At 61.5% G+C, this 17,645-nt stretch carries 21 protein-coding genes; 12 read left to right on the forward strand and 9 right to left on the reverse strand.

Annotation, left to right across the window (positions count from 1 at the left end):
• Positions 1 to 27 precede the first annotated feature (27 nt).
• Entirely contained in the window at positions 28 to 2,073 is a 2,046-nt protein-coding gene (locus EOA19_RS24765) for an NADH:flavin oxidoreductase (RefSeq protein ID WP_128305071.1), read from the forward strand.
• Positions 2,074 to 2,211: 138 nt separating this feature from the next.
• Here the strand turns inward: EOA19_RS24765 and EOA19_RS24770 are convergent, their stop codons facing one another.
• Positions 2,212 to 2,619: a hypothetical protein gene (locus EOA19_RS24770; RefSeq protein WP_128305072.1), complete on the reverse strand. Its 408-nt coding sequence runs from the start codon at positions 2,617 to 2,619 to the stop codon at positions 2,212 to 2,214.
• 115 nt (positions 2,620 to 2,734) lie between these two features.
• Between EOA19_RS24770 and EOA19_RS24775 the strand changes: the two genes are divergently transcribed.
• The 3 genes from EOA19_RS24775 to EOA19_RS24785 all read left to right on the forward strand — a co-directional run bounded on the left by EOA19_RS24775 (position 2,735) and on the right by EOA19_RS24785 (position 3,938).
• Positions 2,735 to 3,160, forward strand: coding sequence for a MarR family winged helix-turn-helix transcriptional regulator (locus EOA19_RS24775; protein WP_128305073.1), 426 nt, complete (start codon positions 2,735 to 2,737; stop codon positions 3,158 to 3,160).
• Between the two features lie 77 nt (positions 3,161 to 3,237).
• A complete protein-coding gene (locus tag EOA19_RS24780) occupies positions 3,238 to 3,480 on the forward strand; it encodes a type II toxin-antitoxin system Phd/YefM family antitoxin (protein ID WP_023813576.1) in 243 nt (80 codons plus the stop codon).
• 8 nt (positions 3,481 to 3,488) lie between these two features.
• On the forward strand, positions 3,489 to 3,938 hold the full coding sequence (locus EOA19_RS24785; protein ID WP_023813577.1) for a type II toxin-antitoxin system VapC family toxin: 450 nt from the start codon (positions 3,489 to 3,491) through the stop codon (positions 3,936 to 3,938).
• On the opposite strand, the gene EOA19_RS24790 is transcribed toward EOA19_RS24785, so the two are convergent.
• Positions 3,926 to 4,666 (reverse strand): polysaccharide deacetylase family protein, encoded by a 741-nt coding sequence (locus tag EOA19_RS24790; protein ID WP_128305074.1) that lies wholly within the window; start codon positions 4,664 to 4,666, stop codon positions 3,926 to 3,928. The genes EOA19_RS24785 and EOA19_RS24790 overlap by 13 nt on opposite strands.
• A 129-nt stretch (positions 4,667 to 4,795) precedes the next feature.
• Positions 4,796 to 6,862 (reverse strand): EAL domain-containing protein, encoded by a 2,067-nt coding sequence (locus tag EOA19_RS24795; protein ID WP_128305075.1) that lies wholly within the window; start codon positions 6,860 to 6,862, stop codon positions 4,796 to 4,798.
• 330 nt (positions 6,863 to 7,192) lie between these two features.
• On the opposite strand from EOA19_RS24795, the gene EOA19_RS24800 reads away from it, so the two are divergent.
• Both EOA19_RS24800 and tdh read left to right on the forward strand, forming a co-directional pair.
• Positions 7,193 to 8,380, forward strand: coding sequence for a glycine C-acetyltransferase (locus tag EOA19_RS24800; protein ID WP_128305076.1), 1,188 nt, complete (start codon positions 7,193 to 7,195; stop codon positions 8,378 to 8,380).
• Positions 8,381 to 8,432: 52 nt separating this feature from the next.
• Positions 8,433 to 9,467, forward strand: a complete 1,035-nt coding sequence (gene tdh, locus EOA19_RS24805; protein WP_128305077.1) for an L-threonine 3-dehydrogenase — start codon at positions 8,433 to 8,435, stop codon at positions 9,465 to 9,467.
• 11 nt (positions 9,468 to 9,478) lie between these two features.
• On the opposite strand, the gene EOA19_RS24810 is transcribed toward tdh, so the two are convergent.
• The gene (locus tag EOA19_RS24810; RefSeq protein WP_128305078.1) at positions 9,479 to 9,985 is read right to left on the reverse strand and encodes a DUF2380 domain-containing protein; all 507 of its coding nucleotides are present in this window, start codon (positions 9,983 to 9,985) and stop codon (positions 9,479 to 9,481) included.
• 154 nt (positions 9,986 to 10,139) lie between these two features.
• Positions 10,140 to 10,607, reverse strand: coding sequence for a MarR family transcriptional regulator (locus EOA19_RS24815; RefSeq protein ID WP_128305079.1), 468 nt, complete (start codon positions 10,605 to 10,607; stop codon positions 10,140 to 10,142).
• 87 nt (positions 10,608 to 10,694) lie between these two features.
• Between EOA19_RS24815 and hmgA the strand changes: the two genes are divergently transcribed.
• The 5 genes from hmgA to EOA19_RS24840 are packed head-to-tail and all read left to right on the forward strand — an operon-like array spanning position 10,695 to position 14,750.
• Complete coding sequence (gene hmgA, locus EOA19_RS24820; RefSeq protein ID WP_128305080.1) at positions 10,695 to 12,008, forward strand: homogentisate 1,2-dioxygenase; 1,314 nt, start codon at positions 10,695 to 10,697, stop codon at positions 12,006 to 12,008.
• Positions 12,009 to 12,019: 11 nt separating this feature from the next.
• Positions 12,020 to 12,907, forward strand: a complete 888-nt coding sequence (locus tag EOA19_RS24825) for an MBL fold metallo-hydrolase (RefSeq protein ID WP_164893029.1) — start codon at positions 12,020 to 12,022, stop codon at positions 12,905 to 12,907.
• A complete protein-coding gene (locus EOA19_RS24830; protein WP_128305082.1) occupies positions 12,904 to 13,917 on the forward strand; it encodes a fumarylacetoacetate hydrolase family protein in 1,014 nt (337 codons plus the stop codon). The genes EOA19_RS24825 and EOA19_RS24830 overlap by 4 nt, the downstream gene beginning before the upstream one ends.
• Positions 13,918 to 13,921: 4 nt before the next feature.
• The gene (locus EOA19_RS24835) at positions 13,922 to 14,209 is read left to right on the forward strand and encodes a hypothetical protein (protein ID WP_128305083.1); all 288 of its coding nucleotides are present in this window, start codon (positions 13,922 to 13,924) and stop codon (positions 14,207 to 14,209) included.
• Positions 14,210 to 14,213: 4 nt separating this feature from the next.
• Positions 14,214 to 14,750 carry a DinB family protein gene (locus EOA19_RS24840; RefSeq protein WP_023813587.1) on the forward strand — a complete coding sequence of 179 codons (537 nt, stop codon included), beginning with the start codon at positions 14,214 to 14,216 and terminating at the stop codon, positions 14,748 to 14,750.
• 18 nt (positions 14,751 to 14,768) lie between these two features.
• Here EOA19_RS24840 and EOA19_RS24845 read toward each other — a convergent pair whose 3' ends face one another.
• The 3 genes from EOA19_RS24845 to hppD form a co-directional block, all read right to left on the reverse strand.
• The gene (locus EOA19_RS24845) at positions 14,769 to 15,146 is read right to left on the reverse strand and encodes a type II toxin-antitoxin system VapC family toxin (protein ID WP_023813588.1); all 378 of its coding nucleotides are present in this window, start codon (positions 15,144 to 15,146) and stop codon (positions 14,769 to 14,771) included.
• Complete coding sequence (locus tag EOA19_RS24850; RefSeq protein WP_023813589.1) at positions 15,143 to 15,367, reverse strand: type II toxin-antitoxin system prevent-host-death family antitoxin; 225 nt, start codon at positions 15,365 to 15,367, stop codon at positions 15,143 to 15,145. The genes EOA19_RS24845 and EOA19_RS24850 overlap by 4 nt, the downstream gene beginning before the upstream one ends.
• Positions 15,368 to 15,435: 68 nt before the next feature.
• Complete coding sequence (hppD, locus tag EOA19_RS24855; RefSeq protein ID WP_128305110.1) at positions 15,436 to 16,548, reverse strand: 4-hydroxyphenylpyruvate dioxygenase; 1,113 nt, start codon at positions 16,546 to 16,548, stop codon at positions 15,436 to 15,438.
• 137 nt (positions 16,549 to 16,685) lie between these two features.
• Here hppD and EOA19_RS24860 point away from each other — a divergent pair, with 137 nt between their 5' ends.
• The gene (locus EOA19_RS24860) at positions 16,686 to 17,153 is read left to right on the forward strand and encodes an Lrp/AsnC family transcriptional regulator (protein ID WP_128305084.1); all 468 of its coding nucleotides are present in this window, start codon (positions 16,686 to 16,688) and stop codon (positions 17,151 to 17,153) included.
• 13 nt (positions 17,154 to 17,166) lie between these two features.
• Here the strand turns inward: EOA19_RS24860 and EOA19_RS24865 are convergent, their stop codons facing one another.
• Positions 17,167 to 17,505 (reverse strand): TIGR01244 family sulfur transferase, encoded by a 339-nt coding sequence (locus EOA19_RS24865; protein WP_128305085.1) that lies wholly within the window; start codon positions 17,503 to 17,505, stop codon positions 17,167 to 17,169.
• Between the last annotated feature and the right edge of the window lie 140 nt (positions 17,506 to 17,645).

The following is a 17,645-nucleotide window of genomic DNA, read 5'->3' on the forward strand; positions in this document are numbered from 1 at the left end:
AGCACAATTTGAAACCGCAGGAAGACGATGACCAGCAACGATCCGCTTCTCCAGCCCTACCAGCTCAAACATTTGACGCTGAAGAACCGGGTCATGTCGACCAGCCATGAGCCGGCCTATTCCGAGGACGGCATGCCGAAACAGCGCTACCGGCTCTACCATGCAGAGAAGGCCAAGGGCGGCATGGCGCTGACCATGACCGCCGGCTCGGCGATCGTCTCGCGCGACAGCCCGGCCGCCTTCGGCAATCTGCATGTCTATGACGACAGGATCGTGCCGTGGCTGGCCGAGCTCGCCGACGCCTGCCACGAGCACGACTGCAAGGTGATGATCCAGATCACCCATCTCGGCCGCCGTACCGGCTGGAACAAGGCCGACTGGCTGCCGGTGCTCTCGGCCTCGCCGGTGCGTGAGCCGGCGCATCGCGCATTCCCGAAGACGATCGAGGACTGGGACATCGAGCGCATCGTCGCCGACTATGCTTCAGCCGCCCAGCGCTGCGAGGCCGCCGGCCTCGACGGCATCGAGTTCGAATCCTACGGCCATCTGATGGACGGCTTCTGGTCGCCGGCCACCAATCATCGCGACGACGAATTCGGCGGCTCGCTGGACAACCGCCTGCGCTTCACCAACATGGTGCTCGATGCCGTGCGGGCGGCCGTCGGCGACAAATTCGTCGTCGGCATCCGCATGGTCGCCGACGAAGATTTCGAAAAAGGCCTGTCGAAGGCGGAGGGGATCGAAATCGCCAGGCGGCTGGCGGACTCCGGCAAGGTCGATTTCCTCAACATCATTCGTGGCTCGATCGAGAGCGATGCGGCGCTGACCAAGGTCATCCCGGTAACCGGCATGCGCTCTTCGCCGCATCTCGATTTCGCCGGAGAGGTGAGGGCGGCGACGAAATTTCCGACCTTCCATGCGGCGCGCATATCCGACGTCGCCACCGCACGCCACGCCATCGCCACCGGCAAGCTCGACATGGTCGGCATGACCCGCGCCCATATCGCCGATCCGCACATCATCAAAAAGGTGATGGAGGGGCGCGAGCATGAGATCCGCCCGTGCGTGGGCGCCACCTATTGTCTCGACCGCATCTATGAGGGCGGCGAAGCGCTTTGCGTCCACAATGCCGCGACCGGCCGCGAGGCCGAAATCCCGCATATCATCGTCAAGACCGAAGGACCGAAGCAGAAAATCGTGGTCGTCGGAGCCGGCGCCGGCGGGCTGGAGGTTGCGCGGGTCGCGGCCGAGCGCGGCCACAAGGTGATGGTGCTTGAAGCATCGAGCCAGGCCGGCGGCCAAGTGCGATTGGCGACGCAGAACCCGCGCCGCAAGGAACTGATCGGTATCATCGACTGGCGGCTGGCTGAACTCGACCGGCTCGGCGTCGAGATCCGCTACGACACTTGGGCGGAAAAAGACGATGTCCTGGCGCTGTCGCCCGATGTGGTGGTGGTCGCTACCGGCGGCCTGCCGCAGAACCCGCCGCTGACGGCCGGCGACAACCTTGTCACCTCGAGTTGGGACATCATGGCCAGCAGCGTCAAGCCGGCCGAAAATGTGCTGCTCTATGACGACAATGGCGGCCATCAGGGCATGGGCGCCGCCGAACTGATCGCCAATGCCGGCTCGAAACTCGAGCTTGTATCGCCGGAGCGTTTCTTTGCCCCGGAAATGGGCGGCATGAACCATGTGCCCTATATCAGGGCCTTTCAGGAAAAGGGCGTCACCATCACCATCAACACGCGGCTGCGTTCGGTGCGGCGCGAGGGCAATCAGCTGATCGCAGAGCTGGCTTCGGATTTCGCCGATGGCTGGCGCGGCGAGCGCAGGGTCGACCAGGTGGTGGTCGAGCACGGTACGCTGCCGCTCGACGATCTCTACCTCTCGCTGAAGCCGCTGTCGAAGAATGGCGGTGCGGTCGACTACGAGCGGCTGGTGAGCGGTGGCGACATCTTTCCCAAGCGCAATCCAGAAGGCGGCTTCGTGCTGTTCCGCATCGGCGACGCGGTCGCCTCGCGCAACATCCATGCCGCCATCTATGACGGCATCAGGTTCGGCTTGCGGATCTGAAATTAGACGAGGATCGGTAGCGCGCGGCCGGACCTGCGTACGAGAGCCCGTGTACTTCGGTCTGACCGCGCGCCCGCACGTCATTGGCTCGTCGCCAGATAACGTACGATTCTGCGAGCTTGTGCTGCGTGGCGGCGCTCAAAACATTCTGGCGGTGGCCATGCACAGCACGGTCAGCACCAGCAGCCCCCCTGCGATGCGCTCGCCTCTTGTCATCTTCGCGCGCAACTGGCTTTCCGTTGCCGCATCGGCACCGGCAAGCTGCCTGCTGGCTGAGCCCACCAGCGCGCCTTGCACGCCGGCGGCGATCAGGGCCGTCACGATGCCCAGCGCCAGCACCTTCTCCATCGAGCCGAAAACGCCCTCGTGAAAGAAATACCAGAGCAGTATGCCGGTCAGGAAAACCAGACCGGCAGCGCCCATTTGCGGCCGGAAGAACCGTTCCGCCCGGATGTCCGGGTCACAGCCGACCGCGATCGTCGTACCCGCCCAGAATACACCTGCCATGACATGAAGGCCGATAACGACGATGTAGACATATTGCATGACCGGATTTCCTCTTTAGCCCGCCATCTCTCGGTAATTAGATATCAAATGGTTAGATGTCAATGTATAAGTCGCGCCAGTTCCATCCGTGCATGACACCGTCTAGTGTCCTGCAATGACACCCTTCGAACGCCCGCCAGTCGGCATGAATCTCGGACGAACCGCCAAGCTGGTTGCCCAGGCCTTCGACGCTGCCCTGGTCGAGGCCGGTGGCACGCTGCCGGTCTGGCTCACTCTGCTGTCGGTCAAGTCGAGCAAGCTTGCCAATCAGCGTGAACTCGCCGGCATGATCGGCATCCAAGGCGCGACGTTGACCCACCATCTCAACGCGATGGAGGCGCAGGGCCTGCTGACGCGCCGCCGTGATCCCGTCAACCGCCGGGTTCATCTGGTCGAACTGACCGCGGCCGGAGAAGCGATGTTCGAGACATTACGAAAGGCCGCGTTGTCTTTTGACAAGCGGCTGCGGGTCGGACTGTCCGACGAGCGGCTGGCGGAGTTCGCGCAGGTGCTGGCCGTGTTGCGGGCGAATGTGGGATGATCTTGGGGGGATCGACAGGCCTTGTTTGATCCGAGTTGCTCTGCTATATGACCACTCTAGTCATTTTGGAGCAAGCTATGCGCGAGATTCAGTTGAAGGATGCCAAGGCAACACTTTCAGCGGTGGTCGATCAAGCCGTCGCCGGGACGCCTGCCGTCATCACCCGTCACGGGCGCAAGCAGGCTGTCATTCTGTCTTTCGAAGACTATGAAAGGCTTTCGCGCGTGCCAAGTTTTGGACAATTGTTGGCGGCCTTCCCTGGTGACCTTGGCGATATTCCGCCTCGTTCCCGCAAACCGGCTCGCAAGGTCGCGTTGTAACGCGGTCGATGTTTCTGCTGGATACCAATATCATCTCGGCAATGGCGCCGTCCAAGAAAGCGGATCGGCATGCATTGGCGACTTGGCTCGACCAGGCGAGCAACCATCTGTTCCTGTCCGTTGTCACCGCATCCGAAGTTGCCGCTGGAATAGCGAAGGCCGAACGTGAGGGTGCGACAACAAAGGCGAACTCGCTGCGCGGCTGGTGGCAAGCGGTTCAGCACCTTTATGGAGAAAGAGTGCTTCCCTTCGATTTGCGCGCCGCGCATGCTGCGGGACTAATCCTGGATCGGGCGAGGGCGCACCGGCCTGGGTTTGAAGACATAGCGATCGCTGCCACAGCCGAGGTCCATGGTTTAACGATACTGACGGACAACGAGCGTCATTTCGCGCCACTTGGTGTGCCAATGCTCAATCCGCTGAAGAGCTTGCCGTCTTTGCCGGCTCAGTCGTCGTAGCCCTGGATTGTCCCAAAAGTGTAATGGCGCAGCTTCAGCGCGGCGATCAAATTGGTCAGCTTCGTCTTGCCGTCGAAGCCGTCCTGGAACATCTCGTCATGCATCAGCAGGATCAGCTTGCCGGGCTTGACGAAGCGGCCATAGCCGAACAGGTGATCGATCTCGCTGACCAGATGATCGACGCTCTGCACCGGCTCGCCGTTGTCCTTGTGCACCCATTCATGGTCCCAGCCGTAGAGATAGAAGCCTGAGGCCGCGACAAACTCGTAATCGGGCTCTTCACGCCCCTCCTGGGCGAGGCCAAGCGAAGTGTCGTTCTTCGACATGGAGGGCAGCCTGAACACGTCGCGCCCCGGCAGTCTTGCATGCACCAGGGGCTTCAACCCGAGCACCGCGTTTGCCCGTACCATGTCGGCGACGACACCTTCGGTGTCGCCGTAAAAATGCCGGTAGTGATTGTAGGCATGGCTGTAGCTGTGGTTGCCGAGCGTCACCAGAGGAAGCTGCCTGGCACGCTGGACGAGCGCTCTGTTGGCGGCGCTAGCCTGTGCGTGCATGCCGACCATGAATAGGGTTGCAGGAACCTGCTCGGCTTCCAGCACATCGAGGATGTTGCTTGTGCCGTTCAGCGGCCCATCGTCGAAGGTAAGATAGATTATGCGATCGGCCCCTTGGGCGGGAACCGCAAAAATCAAAAGCGCCGCCAGCACATACCGAAACGGTGTCATCGGCCCCGATATCCGGTTGCGATCACGACAAGGCCGCCATGTCCACAACGGCTTGTCAAGGCGAGCCGGTGCATGTCGCCCAAAAGTGCGCAGCGGTTTTGGGCGACATGCACAAACAAAAAGGCAAACCTATGCCAGGCTTCCTTGCAGCACCGTCAGCTTGGCCTTCTTGGGCATGCGGGCGGTCAGCCATTCCAGCGCCTTGTCGTGCGGCATCGGGAAGGCGATGGAGTAGCCCTGCACCTGGTCGCAGCCGATCGCCATCAGCGAATTGAGCTCGGCCTCGGTTTCGGCGCCCTCTGCGACGATCGAGATGCCAAGGCCACGCGCCAGCTCGGTGATGGCGCGGACGATCTTCGAGTTGTCGCCATTCTCATGGATGTTCTGGACGAAGCGGCGATCGATCTTCAGCCGGTCGATCTCGTTCGGGTTGACATGGCTGAGCGAAGCATAGCCGGTGCCGAAATCATCGAGTTCAAGATGGACGCCGGCTGCCCGGATGTGCCGCAGCTTGGCCGCGATGCCCGTCTTTTCGTCATCGAGGATGACGGATTCGACGATTTCCAGCGACAGTTTCTGCGGCGGCAGCCCGGCCTTTTCCAGCGTCTCGAACAAGAACGCATCGAAGTCGTGCTCGCGCAGCTCGGTGCCGGAAACATTGACGGCAAGCCGTCCGAAGGCAATGCCGGCGCGATTCCATTCGGCCGCCTCGTTGATCGCCTTGGTGATGACGATGCGACCGATCTCGGGCATGAAGCCGCATTTCTCGGCGACCGGAATGAACTCGCCGGGCGGGATCATGCCGCGCTCCGCATGGTTCCAGCGCACCAGCGCCTCGATGCCGCTGATCGTGCCGTTGGTCAGCGAAACCTGCGGCTGGAAATAGACCTGGAACGCCCGCTCGGCGATGGCGACCTTGATGTCGTGCTCGAGCTGCTTGCGATAGTCGAGTTCGCGGCGCAACTCCTCGGAGAAGAACGAGAAGTTGCCGCCGCCAAGCTTCTTGGCTGAGTACAGCGCCAGATCGGCGTGCACCAGCAGGTCCTGGGCATTGTCGGCGTCGATCGGGTAGACGGCGATGCCGGCGCTGGCGCCTGGGAGAATGGTCGTGCCCTGGAAGACGATCGGCTCGTTGATGTGTGCCAGGATGCGCCGCGCCAGCATATTGATGTCTTCGGTGCCGCCGGCGCCGCCGAGGATCATGACGAACTCGTCGCCGCCCAGGCGCACGCACAGATCCGACGCCCGGCAGGAATCGCGCATGCGCTGTGCCGTGACGACCAGCACATAGTCGCCGGCGGCGTGGCCGAGCGTATCGTTGATCTGCTTGAATCGGTCGAGATCGAGCTGGACGACGGCAAGGCGTTCGCGACGCCGGTGCGTGCCCTTGATCAGCGTGTCGAAATGATCGGTCAGGAACGTGCGGTTGTGCAGGCCGGTGAGGCCGTCATGCACCGCGATAAAGGCCATGGAATTGCGCGCGTCGATCAATTCATGCGTCTTGCGCAGGATGGCGTTCGACATCGGCCTGAAGATGAACAGCGCCACCAGTATGATGACGCCGATTGTGGCGTAGAACAGCGTGCGGTGGAGAGCGAGCAGCTTCTCGGAGCGGTCGTCGGCGTCGGCAGTGATGCGCTGGCCAAGCGCGGCATAGCCCGACAAGGTCGCGTTGGCGACAGACGCGTCGAGATTGACGCGTTCGCCGCCGCCCTTGTAACCGCCATTGCCGCTGAATTGCGATTCATAGGCCGAGATCAGGCGTTCGCCATTGGCGATCAGCCCGACCGAGAAATAGTCGAGGTGGAAGGGCTTGGCGAAAAGGACGCTTTCGATCGACTTCGGGTCGAGCTTGGCCGGCGATTGCGGATCGGCTCCCGTCTGATCGAGCAGCAGGTCGTAGTTCGTCTCGAACTCCGCCGTTGCCTGCTTGAGCGCGCTGACCAGCGCCGGTTGCTTGTCGCGTGAACCGGCACCCGTTGCGCTGGCAAGGAAGACGATGCGCTGCGACAGCGTCTTTTGCGTGCTGACGATGTCGAGCAAGGTGTGGTTGTGCTGCTGGGTGGCCATCATCTGCTGCAGCAGGATGAAGGAGGCTATCACCATGGCCGCAATGATCAGCAGGGCCAGCCAATAGCCAGCCTTGATCAGCAGTATGAGCTTGCCTGAAACGGTTTGCACCGGCTGCTGCGACATTTTCGGGGGCGGCCCTCTCGCCTACGGATTCTTGCCTAAAGATTCTTGTATGAGCACCATTGAACTGCAAACGTTAACAGGACCGGAAATCGACGGCTGCCCGGCGAGGGGCGGCTGTCGAAACATCGCGAAATGGTTATCGGCTCGTTTAGCGCCATACCGGCATTTGAGCGGTCATCGGCCAGAACCCTTTGTCGTGGTGTCGTTCCTGGGCCGCATGATGATCGACACCGGGGCCGCATCGTGCTGCTTGCCACCGGTCCGGTCGTTTTTGCGATGGATTTTTCGCGCGGACGAGACGACAGTCAGCCCACATCAACGAGGCCGACCATGACCGCAGCATTCCTCTCCCACATCGACAGCGAACTCGTGGGGCTCAAATCGGCAGGCCTCTACAAGTCGGAGCGGGTGATCACTTCGACGCAGTCGGCCGAGATCGAGGTTGGCGGCGACAAGGTGCTGAATTTCTGTGCCAACAACTATCTCGGCCTCGCCGATAGCGCCGATTTGCGCAATGCTGCCAAGCAGGCGCTCGACCGCTATGGCTACGGGATGGCATCGGTGCGCTTTATCTGCGGCACGCAGGAAGAGCACAAGCAGCTCGAATCCACGATTTCCTCTTTCCTAGGCATGGAAGACACCATCCTCTACGGCTCCTGTTTCGATGCCAATGGCGGCCTGTTCGAGACGCTGCTGGGCGAGGAAGACGCCATTATCTCGGATGCCTTGAATCATGCCTCGATCATCGATGGCGTGAGGTTGTCGAAGGCCAAACGTTTCCGCTACGCCAACAACGATATGGCCGATCTCGAGGCGCGACTGAAAGAAGCCCGGGACTGCCGCTTCCGGTTGATCGCCACCGACGGCGTGTTTTCGATGGATGGCATCATCGCCAATCTCAGGGGTGTCTGCGACCTCGCCGAGAAATACGACGCCATGGTGATGGTCGACGACAGCCATGCCGTCGGCTTCGTCGGCCAGAACGGCCGCGGCTCGGCCGAGCATTGCGGCGTCGAGGGCAGGGTCGACATCATCACCGGGACGCTCGGCAAGGCGCTCGGCGGCGCGTCGGGCGGTTATACATCAGGCAAGAGCCAGGTGGTCGACTGGCTGCGCCAGCGCTCGCGGCCCTACCTCTTCTCCAACACGCTGATGCCGGCGATCGCCGGCGCTTCGATCAAGGTGTTCGAACTGATCAAGGACGGCGATGGGCTGCGCGACAAACTCTACGACAATGCGGCGCGCTTCCGATCGCAGATGGGCAAACTCGGCTTCACGCTGGCCGGAGCCGATCATCCGATCATCCCGGTGATGCTGGGTGATGCCAGCCTGGCGCAGGAGATGGCGGCGCGCATGCTGAAGCGCGGCATCTATGTCATCGGCTTCTCCTTCCCGGTGGTGCCGAAAGGGCAGGCCCGCATCCGCACGCAGATGTCGGCGGCCCATTCCAGCGCCGATATCGACCGCGCGGTGGAAGCGTTTGCCGCCGTCGGGCGCGAACTCGGCGTCATTTCCTGACAGGCCAGAATCGAAAAGCGATTCCGGATCAAGATATTCAAGGGACAAAAGCATGTCGAACATGATGAAGGCGCTGGTGAAGGCCAAGGCCGAACCGGGCATCTGGATGGAAGAGGTGCCGGTGCCGGAAATCGGCCCCAACGACGTGCTGATCAAGATCAAGAAGACGGCGATCTGCGGCACCGACGTGCATATCTACAATTGGGACCAGTGGGCGCAAAAGACGGTGCCGGTGCCGATGGTCACCGGCCATGAATTCGTCGGCACCGTTGCCGATTTCGGCGCTGCGGTCACCGAATACAAGGTTGGCCAGCGCGTGTCGGGCGAAGGCCACATCGTCTGCGGTCATTGCCGCAACTGCCGGGCGGGCAGGGGACATCTGTGCCGCAACACGCTCGGCGTCGGGGTCAACCGTCCGGGCGCCTTCGGCGAGTATCTGGCGATCCCGCAGCACAATGTCGTGCCGATCCCCGATGATGTGCCCGACGAGATCGCCGCCATCTTCGATCCCTTGGGCAATGCCGTCCACACCGCGTTGTCCTTTGATCTGGTCGGCGAGGACGTGCTGGTCACGGGCGCTGGGCCGATCGGCATCATGGGCGCGCTCGTCGCCCAATGCGTCGGCGCGCGCAAAGTGGTCATCACCGACATCAACCCGGTGCGGCTGGCGCTGGCCAAGAAACTCGGCGTCCAGCACGTCGTCGACGCCTCGAAGGAAAAGCTGCGCGACGTCATGCCGGCGCTTGGCATGACCGAAGGCTTTGACGTCGGCCTCGAAATGTCGGGCGCCGCCCCCGCCTTCCGCGACATGATCGACACCATGAACAATGGCGGCAAGATCGCCATTCTGGGCATCGCGCCGACCGGCTTCGAGATCAACTGGAACAAGGTCATCTTCAAGATGCTGCATCTCAAGGGCATCTACGGCCGCGAGATGTTCGAAACCTGGTACAAGATGATCGCGCTTGTGCAGGGCCCGCTGGATGTCTCCGGCCTCATCACGCACCGCATCGGCATCGACGACTTTCAGGCCGGCTTCGATGCGATGCGCAGCGGCAGTTCCGGCAAGGTGGTGATGGACTGGTAGATGCCGCCGCCCTACCGCAGAATTCTGTTTTTCATCAGCCATTTCACGGAGCGGGGCCACGCGTAGTTCGCACCCATGCGAAGATCGGTAAACCCCTCCGAAACATGTCTCCCGGTTTCGGCGTCAAGGATGCGAATGAACATAGTATGTTCTGTTCGGTTGACGCGCGTTACGACGCCAAGCAAGGCAAGCGACGCGCCGTGCTCCTTGGCAATCGGGCCTTCACAACCAGCGCAGTTGCGCAATCCGTGCGGCGCAGCAGCCTGTGTATCCCTCGCCGGCACATCAATTACTGTAAAACGCCCAGACTTGGAGAGCATGTCCCTCGCAACTTGTGCCGATTCCGACAGATAGCGCCTGTCATATTCATCCGGGGGAATTATTCCCGCCCCGGCGCTCTTATCCTCCAATTCGAAAGGGAACACTTCAATCGACATCGGCTTTGTCTGCTGGGCCTGCGCAAATGTGCAGGTGCCTACAAGCAGCGTCACCAGGACACTTAATGTGCGAATGCTCATCGTAGTCCTCCCGTCGGTGTGATGGGCATTATACGCGGCCTGACAACGCAAATCACGATCAAATCGAAGGCAATGCTATGTTTTGGGTGTGGTGGGAGCTCCGACGCAGTCTCGCTCGAACTCCGTCGTTCAGAGTGATTGGCTTGATCTTGGACTAGCTCGGGACCAGGCTGGTCTCCAATGCAGCCAGCCCGCTGGTGATCGCCGCGCGCTCTTCAGCACTGAGTCTTGCCAGCAAATCCCGTTCGAACGCCTTTGCCAGCGGCACCATCTCGCGATAGGCGGCAAGCCCCGCTCCGGTCAGCGTCAGATGTTCGATACGGCGGTCTTTTTCGTCCGGTTTTCGCGTCAGCCAGCGACACCGTTCGAGTTCGGCGACAGCGCGCGAAACCTTTGTCTTGTGCATGGCCGACTGTTCGCCCAGCGCCGTCGCCGTCATCGTGCCACGCTGTCCGAGCCCGGCCAGCGTGCGCCATTCGGGACGCGTGAGGCCGTGACGATCCTTGTATATCCTCGAGAATTCCCGGCTGACCGCGTCGGCAAGCCGGTAGAGCCGGTAGGGCAGGAAATTTTCCAGATTGAGAATTTCAGGCGCGTCGGACGCTTCGCTCTTGATCACCATTTTTCAAAGCCGCCATTGATGGTTACATTTTCAATGGTTACAAATGAAACCAGTTTGGTCAATTGATATCCATTTCGGGAGGAAGCAATGGCCTTTTCCTATATGCCGGGCTTCGGCAACGACTTCGAAACCGAGACGCTGCCCGGCTCGCTGCCGCAGGGACGGAATTCGCCGCAGCGGCCGGCCTACGGTCTTTACGCCGAACAGCTTTCCGGCTCTCCCTTCACTGCGCCGCGCGGCACCAATGAGCGCTCCTGGCTGTACCGCATCCGACCGAGCGTCAAGCACACTGGGCGTTTCAAGGCGGCCAGCTATCCCTTGTGGAAGACCGCTCCCAATGTCGGCGATCATGAACTGGCGCTTGGCCAGTATCGCTGGAATCCGGTGCCGATGCCGAAGGAGCCGACCGATTTTATCAAGGGCATGCGCAGCATCACCACATCAGGCGATGTGCTCGGGCAGACCGGCATGGCAGCCCATGTCTATGTCGCCAACCGCTCGATGGCGGACGATCATTTCTTCAACGCCGACGGCGAGTTGCTGGTCGTGCCGCAGGTCGGCGCCTTGCGCTTCGTCACCGAGATGGGCGTCATAGAGCTTCGGCCCGGCGAGATCGCCGTGCTGCCACGCGGTCTGGTCTTCAAGGTCGAGCTGGTCGACAAGGAAGTGCGCGGCTATGTCTGCGAAAACTACGGTGCCAAGCTGACGCTGCCCGACCGTGGCCCGATCGGCGCCAATTGCCTGGCCAATCCGCGCGATTTCAAGACGCCTTGCGCCTGGTTCGAGGAGAAGGAAACGCCTTGCCGGCTGACGGTGAAATGGTGCGGCAATTTCCATGTCACCGAGATCGGCCATTCGCCGCTCGACGTCGTTGCCTGGCACGGCAACTACGCGCCCTACAAATATGATCTGGCGACCTTTTCGCCGGTCGGAGCGCTGCTGTTCGACCATCCCGACCCGTCCATCTTCACGGTGCTGACCGCACCGAGCGGCGAGGAGGGTACCGCCAACATCGACTTCGTCATCTTCCCGCCGCGCTGGCTGGTGGCCGAAGATACGTTCCGGCCGCCCTGGTATCACCGCAACATCATGAGCGAGTTCATGGGCCTGATCCATGGCCAGTACGACGCCAAGGAAGAAGGCTTTGTGCCCGGCGGCATCAGCCTGCACAATCTGATGCTGGCCCATGGGCCGGATGCGCCTGGCTTCGAAAAGGCCTCGCGCGCGGACCTGAAACCGGTCAAGCTCGACAACACCATGGCGTTCATGTTCGAGACCCGATTTCCGCAGATGCTGACCCGCTACGGCGCCGAACTCGAAACCCGGCAGGACAATTACATCGACTGCTGGGCGGATCTGAAGAAGCGTTTCAACGGCACGCCCGAGGGCGACTGGTCTTGAGCACCGAGCCAATGCCGGATCGGCTGGTGCTTCTTGGCTCGAAGGGCGGCCCGGCACTGCGGCCGGGTGGCCCATGGCCAAGTTCGTCGCTGCTGCAGATCGGCGGCCGCAGCATCGTCGTCGACTGCGGACTTGGCGTCACGCGTGGTCTGGTCAACGCGGGTGTCAGCCTGAAGGGACTCGACCTGATCTTCATCACGCATCTGCACTCCGACCATGTGCTGGAACTGGGGCCGCTGATCCACACCGCCTGGACGGCGGGTCTGGCGGCGCCGGTCCACGTGTTCGGTCCGCCCGGCACGGATCATTATTGGCAGCGCTTTTGCCAGGCGATGGACTTCGACATCGAAATCCGCGTCGTCGACGAGGGCCGGCCGGATATTCGAGACCTGGTTTCGATCGTCGAATTCGGCGAAGGCCAGGTGCTCGAGCAGGGCGGCTTGACGGTTTCGGCGCTGCGCGTCGAGCATCCGCCGGTGACCGACTGTTTTGCCCTGCGCTTCGAACACGGCGGGAAAAGCGTGGTGTTCTCCGCTGACACGGCCTTCTTTCCGCCGCTCACCGAATTCGCCCGGAGTGCGGATATCCTCGTCCATGAAGCCATGCTGGAGGAAGGCATCGAGCGGCTGGTGGCCAGGACCGGCAATGGCGCGCGGCTGAAAGAGCATCTGCTTGCCAGCCACAGCTTTGCCGAAGAGGCCGGCAGCATCGCCAGCGATGCCGGGGTGAAGAGACTGGTGCTCAATCACCTCATTCCAGCCGACGATCCCGGGATCGGCGAGGCCGACTGGACTGCCGCTGTCAGGAAAACATGGGCTGGCGACTTGACGATCGCCCGCGACGGCCTTGTTGTGGGCTTAAGCAGCGGGAAAGCTGCACAAGGAGAGGAAATCGCATGAAGCTTGCCACATTGAAGGACGGGACGCGCGACGGAAAACTCGTCGTCGTCTCGCGCGACCTGACACGCTTCACCGACGCCTCGTTCCTGGTGCGCACGCTGCAGGCGGCGCTCGACGACTGGCGCCGCATCGCCCCGCATCTCGCGACAATAGCGGAATCGCTTGAGAACAATGCGATGCCGGCGGAGCGCTTCCACGAGCATGACGCCCACTCGCCGCTGCCGCGCGCCTATCAATGGGCCGACGGCTCGGCTTACGTGAACCATGTCGAGCTGGTGCGCAAAGCGCGCGGCGCCGAGATGCCGGCGAGCTTCTGGACCGACCCGCTGATCTACCAGGGCGGCTCGGACGCCTTCATTCCGCCACGTGACCCGATCCGCATGGCTGACGAAGGCTTCGGCATCGACATGGAGGGCGAGGTCGCCGTCATTGTCGACGACGTGCCGATGGGCGCCACTCTCGAAGAAGCGCGCGCTGCGATCCGGCTGGTCATGCTGGTCAATGACGTCACGCTGCGCGCGCTCACCGGACCGGAACTGGCGAAGGGGTTTGGTTTTTTCCAGTCAAAGCCGTCCTCGGCGTTTTCGCCGGTCGCGGTCACGCCGAACGAACTGGGTGACGCCTGGGACGGCGGCAAGGTCAGCCTGCCGTTGCTCGCCGACCTCAACGGTAAGCCGTTCGGCCGGGCCAATGCCGGTGTCGACATGACCTTCGATTTTCCGGCGCTGATCGTTCACGCTGCCAAGACCAGGCCGCTTGCCGCCGGCACGATCATCGGTTCCGGCACCGTTTCCAACAAGCTCGACGGCGGGCCGGGCAAACCTGTCTCGGCCGGCGGCGCCGGCTATTCCTGCATCGCCGAACTGCGCATGATCGAGACCATCGTGTCAGGCGAAGCCCAAACGCCGTTCCTGCGCTTCGGCGACACGGTACGCATCGAGATGAGGGACAAGGCCGGGCATTCGATTTTCGGCGCCATCGAGCAGAAGGTCGAGAAATACGAGAGGTAAGGGAATGACGGGGGTCTATCTGCTGGCCGGTGTCTGGGCACTCGCCATACTGGCGGTCTTCATCCAGGCGATCCGGCTGAGTTACCGCATCGAGGCGCGCTCGCCTGACCTGACCAACCGCAGCGGCTTTCCGCGCAAGGCGATGATGTTGCACACCATCACCAACATGAAAGTCGCCCGGGATGAGGAGACGCAAGCCATGCGTCGGCGCATGAACCGGCTGCTGCTGATCGTTCTTGCGGGATTTGCAGCTATGTGGGCGGGCTTGTATCTGGTGCGGGCAGGGGGCTGATCTCGTGAACCTGCTTGACCATCTGCGCCGTATGGCCGGCAACAATCTGTGGTCGAACGACCGGCTCTACCGCGCGGTGCTGTCCCTCCAGCCCGGTGAGTTCGAGGCCGAACGCACCAGCTTCTTTCCGTCGATCAAGGCAACTCTCAACCACATCCTTGCGGTCGATCTTCTCTATCTCGATTTTCTCGAAGAGGGTGGTCTCGGTGCTGCCGCCCATGACGACTTCGTGCCCCTCGACGAGCCGGCGGCGTTGTTTGCCGCGCAGGTCGCAGCCGACCGGCGGCTGATCGCCTTTTGCGATAGGCTGTCGGCCGACGATCTCGATCGCCGCGTCATCACCGACCGGCGCGAGGACGGCATGATCCCCGAGCGCATCGGCGATATCCTCGCCCATGTCTTTCTGCACGACATCCATCACCGCGGCCAGGTGCACGCCATGCTGTCCGGCACGTCGGTCAAGCCGCCGCAACTGGACGAGTTCTTGCTCGATTATGATTTGAAGCTGAGACAAGTGGAGGTTGAGCGGCTGGGTTTGTGAGACCAATTGCTTGGCCGATCATGCCACAGCGACACCGTAACGGGCGAAATGCGGGTCGGATGTCAAGATGGTCAGGTTCTCTACTTGCGCCTGCGCGATCAGCAGTCTGTCGAATGGATCACCATGATGGTGGGGTAGGCTGCTGACGGCGTTCGCATGCTGCAAAGTGACGGCAAGTGGCTGAAATTGCATTCTGGGAAGCAGCGTTGGCAGATCGTCCGGCGCGTTGAGTTTTCCGATTGAGCGTTTGATGGCAATTTCCCAGACGCTTGCCGCGCTCGCGAACACCACCGCTTCCGAAGCCAAGATAGCGCGGTGGTGCTGGCTGAGACGTGGATCGTCTGAAATCGACCACAGGATGATATGCGTGTCGGCGAGAAACGGGCCGACCGTCATTTCACGTACTCGTCCCATTCGGGACCGAGTTCATCAAAATCGTCCGCAATCCAAATCTTGCCCTTCAAGGCGCCAATACGCGGCAGTGGTTCGGCCGCTGCCGGCGGTACGATGCGCGCGGCCACCTTGCCGTGGCGTGTGAGAACGATCTCCTCGCCGGCTTCCGCGCGGCTGACGAGTTCCGACAATTTGGCCTTGGCCTCGGCGATGGAAACATTCATAGCGCGATCCGTATGACCATAATTTAGGTCATAATTGGTCGCGCCGCAAGAAGCCCGGTTCGAATCTACTACTCCGCAGCCTGAACCTTGATCACCCCGCGCTTGATCTGGTCCTGCTCGATCGATTCGAACAGCGCGCGGAAGTTGCCCTCGCCAAAACCTTCGTCGCCCTTGCGCTGGATGAACTCGAAAAAGATCGGGCCGATCACGGTCTTCGAAAAGATCTGCAGCAGGATCTTGGTCGTGCCGCCGTCGACCACGCCTTCGCCGTCGATCAGGATACCGTGCTTCTTCATCCGCTCGATCGGTTCGTCATGGCCATTCACGCGGTCATACGACATGTCGTAGTAGGTCTCCGGAGGGCCGGGCATGAACTTCAGGCCGTTCTCGGCCAACCTGTCGGTGGCGGCGTAGATCTCGTCGGTGCCGACAGCGATGTGCTGAATGCCCTCGCCATTGTACTTCTTCAGGTATTCGGCGATCTGGCTAGTCTCGTCCTTGGACTCGTTCAGCGGAATGCGGATCTTGCCGCAGGGCGAGGTGATGGCGCGGCTCACCAGGCCGGTGATCTTGCCGTCGATGTCGAAGAAATGGATCTGTTTGAAGCCGAACAGATTGCGGTAGAAATCCCACCACTTGTCCATCTGGCCGCGATAGACATTGTGGGTCAGGTGATCGAGGTAATAGAAGCCGACGCCTTCCGGCCGCGGGTCGCGAGTGCCCAGCCATTCGAACTCGGCATTATAGGCCGAACCCTTCTTGCCGTAGGTCTCGATGAAATAGAGCAGCGAGCCGCCAATGCCGATGATTGCCGGCACGTCGAGCGCCTTGTCGGCGCCTTCGTAAGGCGTGGCTCCCTTGGCAACCGCGTGATCGAAAGCGTGCTTGGCATCGACCACCCGCCAGGCCATAGAGGCAGCACAGGGGCCGTGCTTGTCGACGAATTTCATTGCATGCGAGCCGGGTTCGGCATTGACGACATAGTTGATGTCACCCTGCCGCCAGATGGTGATGTCTTTCGTGCGGTGCTTAGCCACCGCGACATAGCCCATACGGGTGAACAGTTCAGCGAGCTTCTGGGGCTCCGGATGCGCGAATTCGACAAACTCGAAACCGTCGGTGCCGGCCGGGTTGTCCTTGCTGATCTTGGCGGGCGGGGCGTCGTGCGGGAAGGGACCCATCATATTCCTCCGAAGCTGGCCTGGCCTGAAAAGGCCCTTTGACACGATCATAACGCGGAGGAGGCGCACGGTGCTTGCATTCAAACGCTTGAAATGATGATGTCATGCGTGAATCGTGCATGATGCGAGGAAAAACCATGGATGAAGCGCGCATTGATCAGTTTGACCGCAAGATAATGGCGCTATTGCAGGGTGATGCGCGGCTGACCAACAATGATCTTTCGGAGCGGGTGAACCTGTCGGCGTCGCAATGCTCGCGCCGCCGCCAGCGGCTCGAGGAGGATGGCTTTATCAAGGGCTATCGGGCGGTGCTCGACCGCGACAAACTCGGTTTTTCGCTGGTCAACGTCATTTCGGTCACGCTCGCCACGCACAATCGCGACAATGCGCGGCGCTTCGGCGAGCTGGTGGCACGGCTGCCTGAGGTGCAGGAAGCGCACGCGCTGACCGGCGAGATGGATTACATCCTGAAAGTGGTGACGCCCGACCTGAAGTCGCTGTCGGAATTCGTCAACGGCGTGCTCTTGCCGCACGAATCCGTGCAGCATGTGAAGACGGCGATCGTGCTTGAGACACTCAAGGAAACCGCCGCGCTGCCGATCTAAATCTTGAGCGGATCTAACCCTTCGACTGTTGGATCAGCCCATAGAGATTGGTGCAGCGGGCGCCGGAGCGGCAATAGGCGAAGACCGGGCCGTCGAGTTCGTCGAGCGCTTCGGCCTGATCCCCGACATTCTCGGCGGTGATCTGTCCGCTGATCACCGGAATGTAGCGGAAGGCAAGCCCTGCGGCTTCGACCGCTGCCTTGACGGTTTCGGCAGAAGGCTGGCCGGGCTGTTCGTCATCGGGCCGGTTGCAGATGACGCTCTTGAAGCCGGCTTCCTTGATGGCGGCGACGTCCTCAGGCTGGATCTGGCCCGAAACCGAATAGTCCTCGCTGATTTCGCGGTATTCCATGGCAGCATCCTCGCAAACTGGTCAGGCGGCAGTCTTGCCACTCCCCGACATGGGCGGCAATCCGTACCGAAGGAATTCTCTGCCAAATAGACACTGCGTGCCGGAAAATCCAACCGGGCCGATGCGGCCCGGCTGGACGA

The sequence above is a fragment of the Mesorhizobium sp. M7A.F.Ca.US.010.02.1.1 genome, from assembly GCF_004023085.1.
In the GTDB taxonomy this organism is placed as follows: domain Bacteria; phylum Pseudomonadota; class Alphaproteobacteria; order Rhizobiales; family Rhizobiaceae; genus Mesorhizobium.

Excerpts from the sequence above, each read along its gene's own strand:
- EOA19_RS24765 (WP_128305071.1), top strand. The coding sequence starts at position 28 with ATGACCAGCAACGATCCGCTTCTCCAGCCCTACCAGCTCAAACATTTG.
- EOA19_RS24770 (WP_128305072.1), bottom strand. The coding sequence starts at position 2,619 with ATGCAATATGTCTACATCGTCGTTATCGGCCTTCATGTCATGGCAGGT.
- EOA19_RS24775 (WP_128305073.1), top strand. The coding sequence starts at position 2,735 with ATGACACCCTTCGAACGCCCGCCAGTCGGCATGAATCTCGGACGAACC.
- EOA19_RS24780 (WP_023813576.1), top strand. The coding sequence starts at position 3,238 with ATGCGCGAGATTCAGTTGAAGGATGCCAAGGCAACACTTTCAGCGGTG.
- EOA19_RS24785 (WP_023813577.1), top strand. The coding sequence starts at position 3,489 with ATGTTTCTGCTGGATACCAATATCATCTCGGCAATGGCGCCGTCCAAG.
- EOA19_RS24790 (WP_128305074.1), bottom strand. The coding sequence starts at position 4,666 with ATGACACCGTTTCGGTATGTGCTGGCGGCGCTTTTGATTTTTGCGGTT.
- EOA19_RS24795 (WP_128305075.1), bottom strand. The coding sequence starts at position 6,862 with ATGTCGCAGCAGCCGGTGCAAACCGTTTCAGGCAAGCTCATACTGCTG.
- EOA19_RS24800 (WP_128305076.1), top strand. The coding sequence starts at position 7,193 with ATGACCGCAGCATTCCTCTCCCACATCGACAGCGAACTCGTGGGGCTC.
- tdh (WP_128305077.1), top strand. The coding sequence starts at position 8,433 with ATGTCGAACATGATGAAGGCGCTGGTGAAGGCCAAGGCCGAACCGGGC.
- EOA19_RS24810 (WP_128305078.1), bottom strand. The coding sequence starts at position 9,985 with ATGAGCATTCGCACATTAAGTGTCCTGGTGACGCTGCTTGTAGGCACC.
- EOA19_RS24815 (WP_128305079.1), bottom strand. The coding sequence starts at position 10,607 with ATGGTGATCAAGAGCGAAGCGTCCGACGCGCCTGAAATTCTCAATCTG.
- hmgA (WP_128305080.1), top strand. The coding sequence starts at position 10,695 with ATGGCCTTTTCCTATATGCCGGGCTTCGGCAACGACTTCGAAACCGAG.
- EOA19_RS24825 (WP_164893029.1), top strand. The coding sequence starts at position 12,020 with ATGCCGGATCGGCTGGTGCTTCTTGGCTCGAAGGGCGGCCCGGCACTG.
- EOA19_RS24830 (WP_128305082.1), top strand. The coding sequence starts at position 12,904 with ATGAAGCTTGCCACATTGAAGGACGGGACGCGCGACGGAAAACTCGTC.
- EOA19_RS24835 (WP_128305083.1), top strand. The coding sequence starts at position 13,922 with ATGACGGGGGTCTATCTGCTGGCCGGTGTCTGGGCACTCGCCATACTG.
- EOA19_RS24845 (WP_023813588.1), bottom strand. The coding sequence starts at position 15,146 with ATGACGGTCGGCCCGTTTCTCGCCGACACGCATATCATCCTGTGGTCG.
- EOA19_RS24850 (WP_023813589.1), bottom strand. The coding sequence starts at position 15,367 with ATGAATGTTTCCATCGCCGAGGCCAAGGCCAAATTGTCGGAACTCGTC.
- hppD (WP_128305110.1), bottom strand. The coding sequence starts at position 16,548 with ATGGGTCCCTTCCCGCACGACGCCCCGCCCGCCAAGATCAGCAAGGAC.
- EOA19_RS24860 (WP_128305084.1), top strand. The coding sequence starts at position 16,686 with ATGGATGAAGCGCGCATTGATCAGTTTGACCGCAAGATAATGGCGCTA.
- EOA19_RS24865 (WP_128305085.1), bottom strand. The coding sequence starts at position 17,505 with ATGGAATACCGCGAAATCAGCGAGGACTATTCGGTTTCGGGCCAGATC.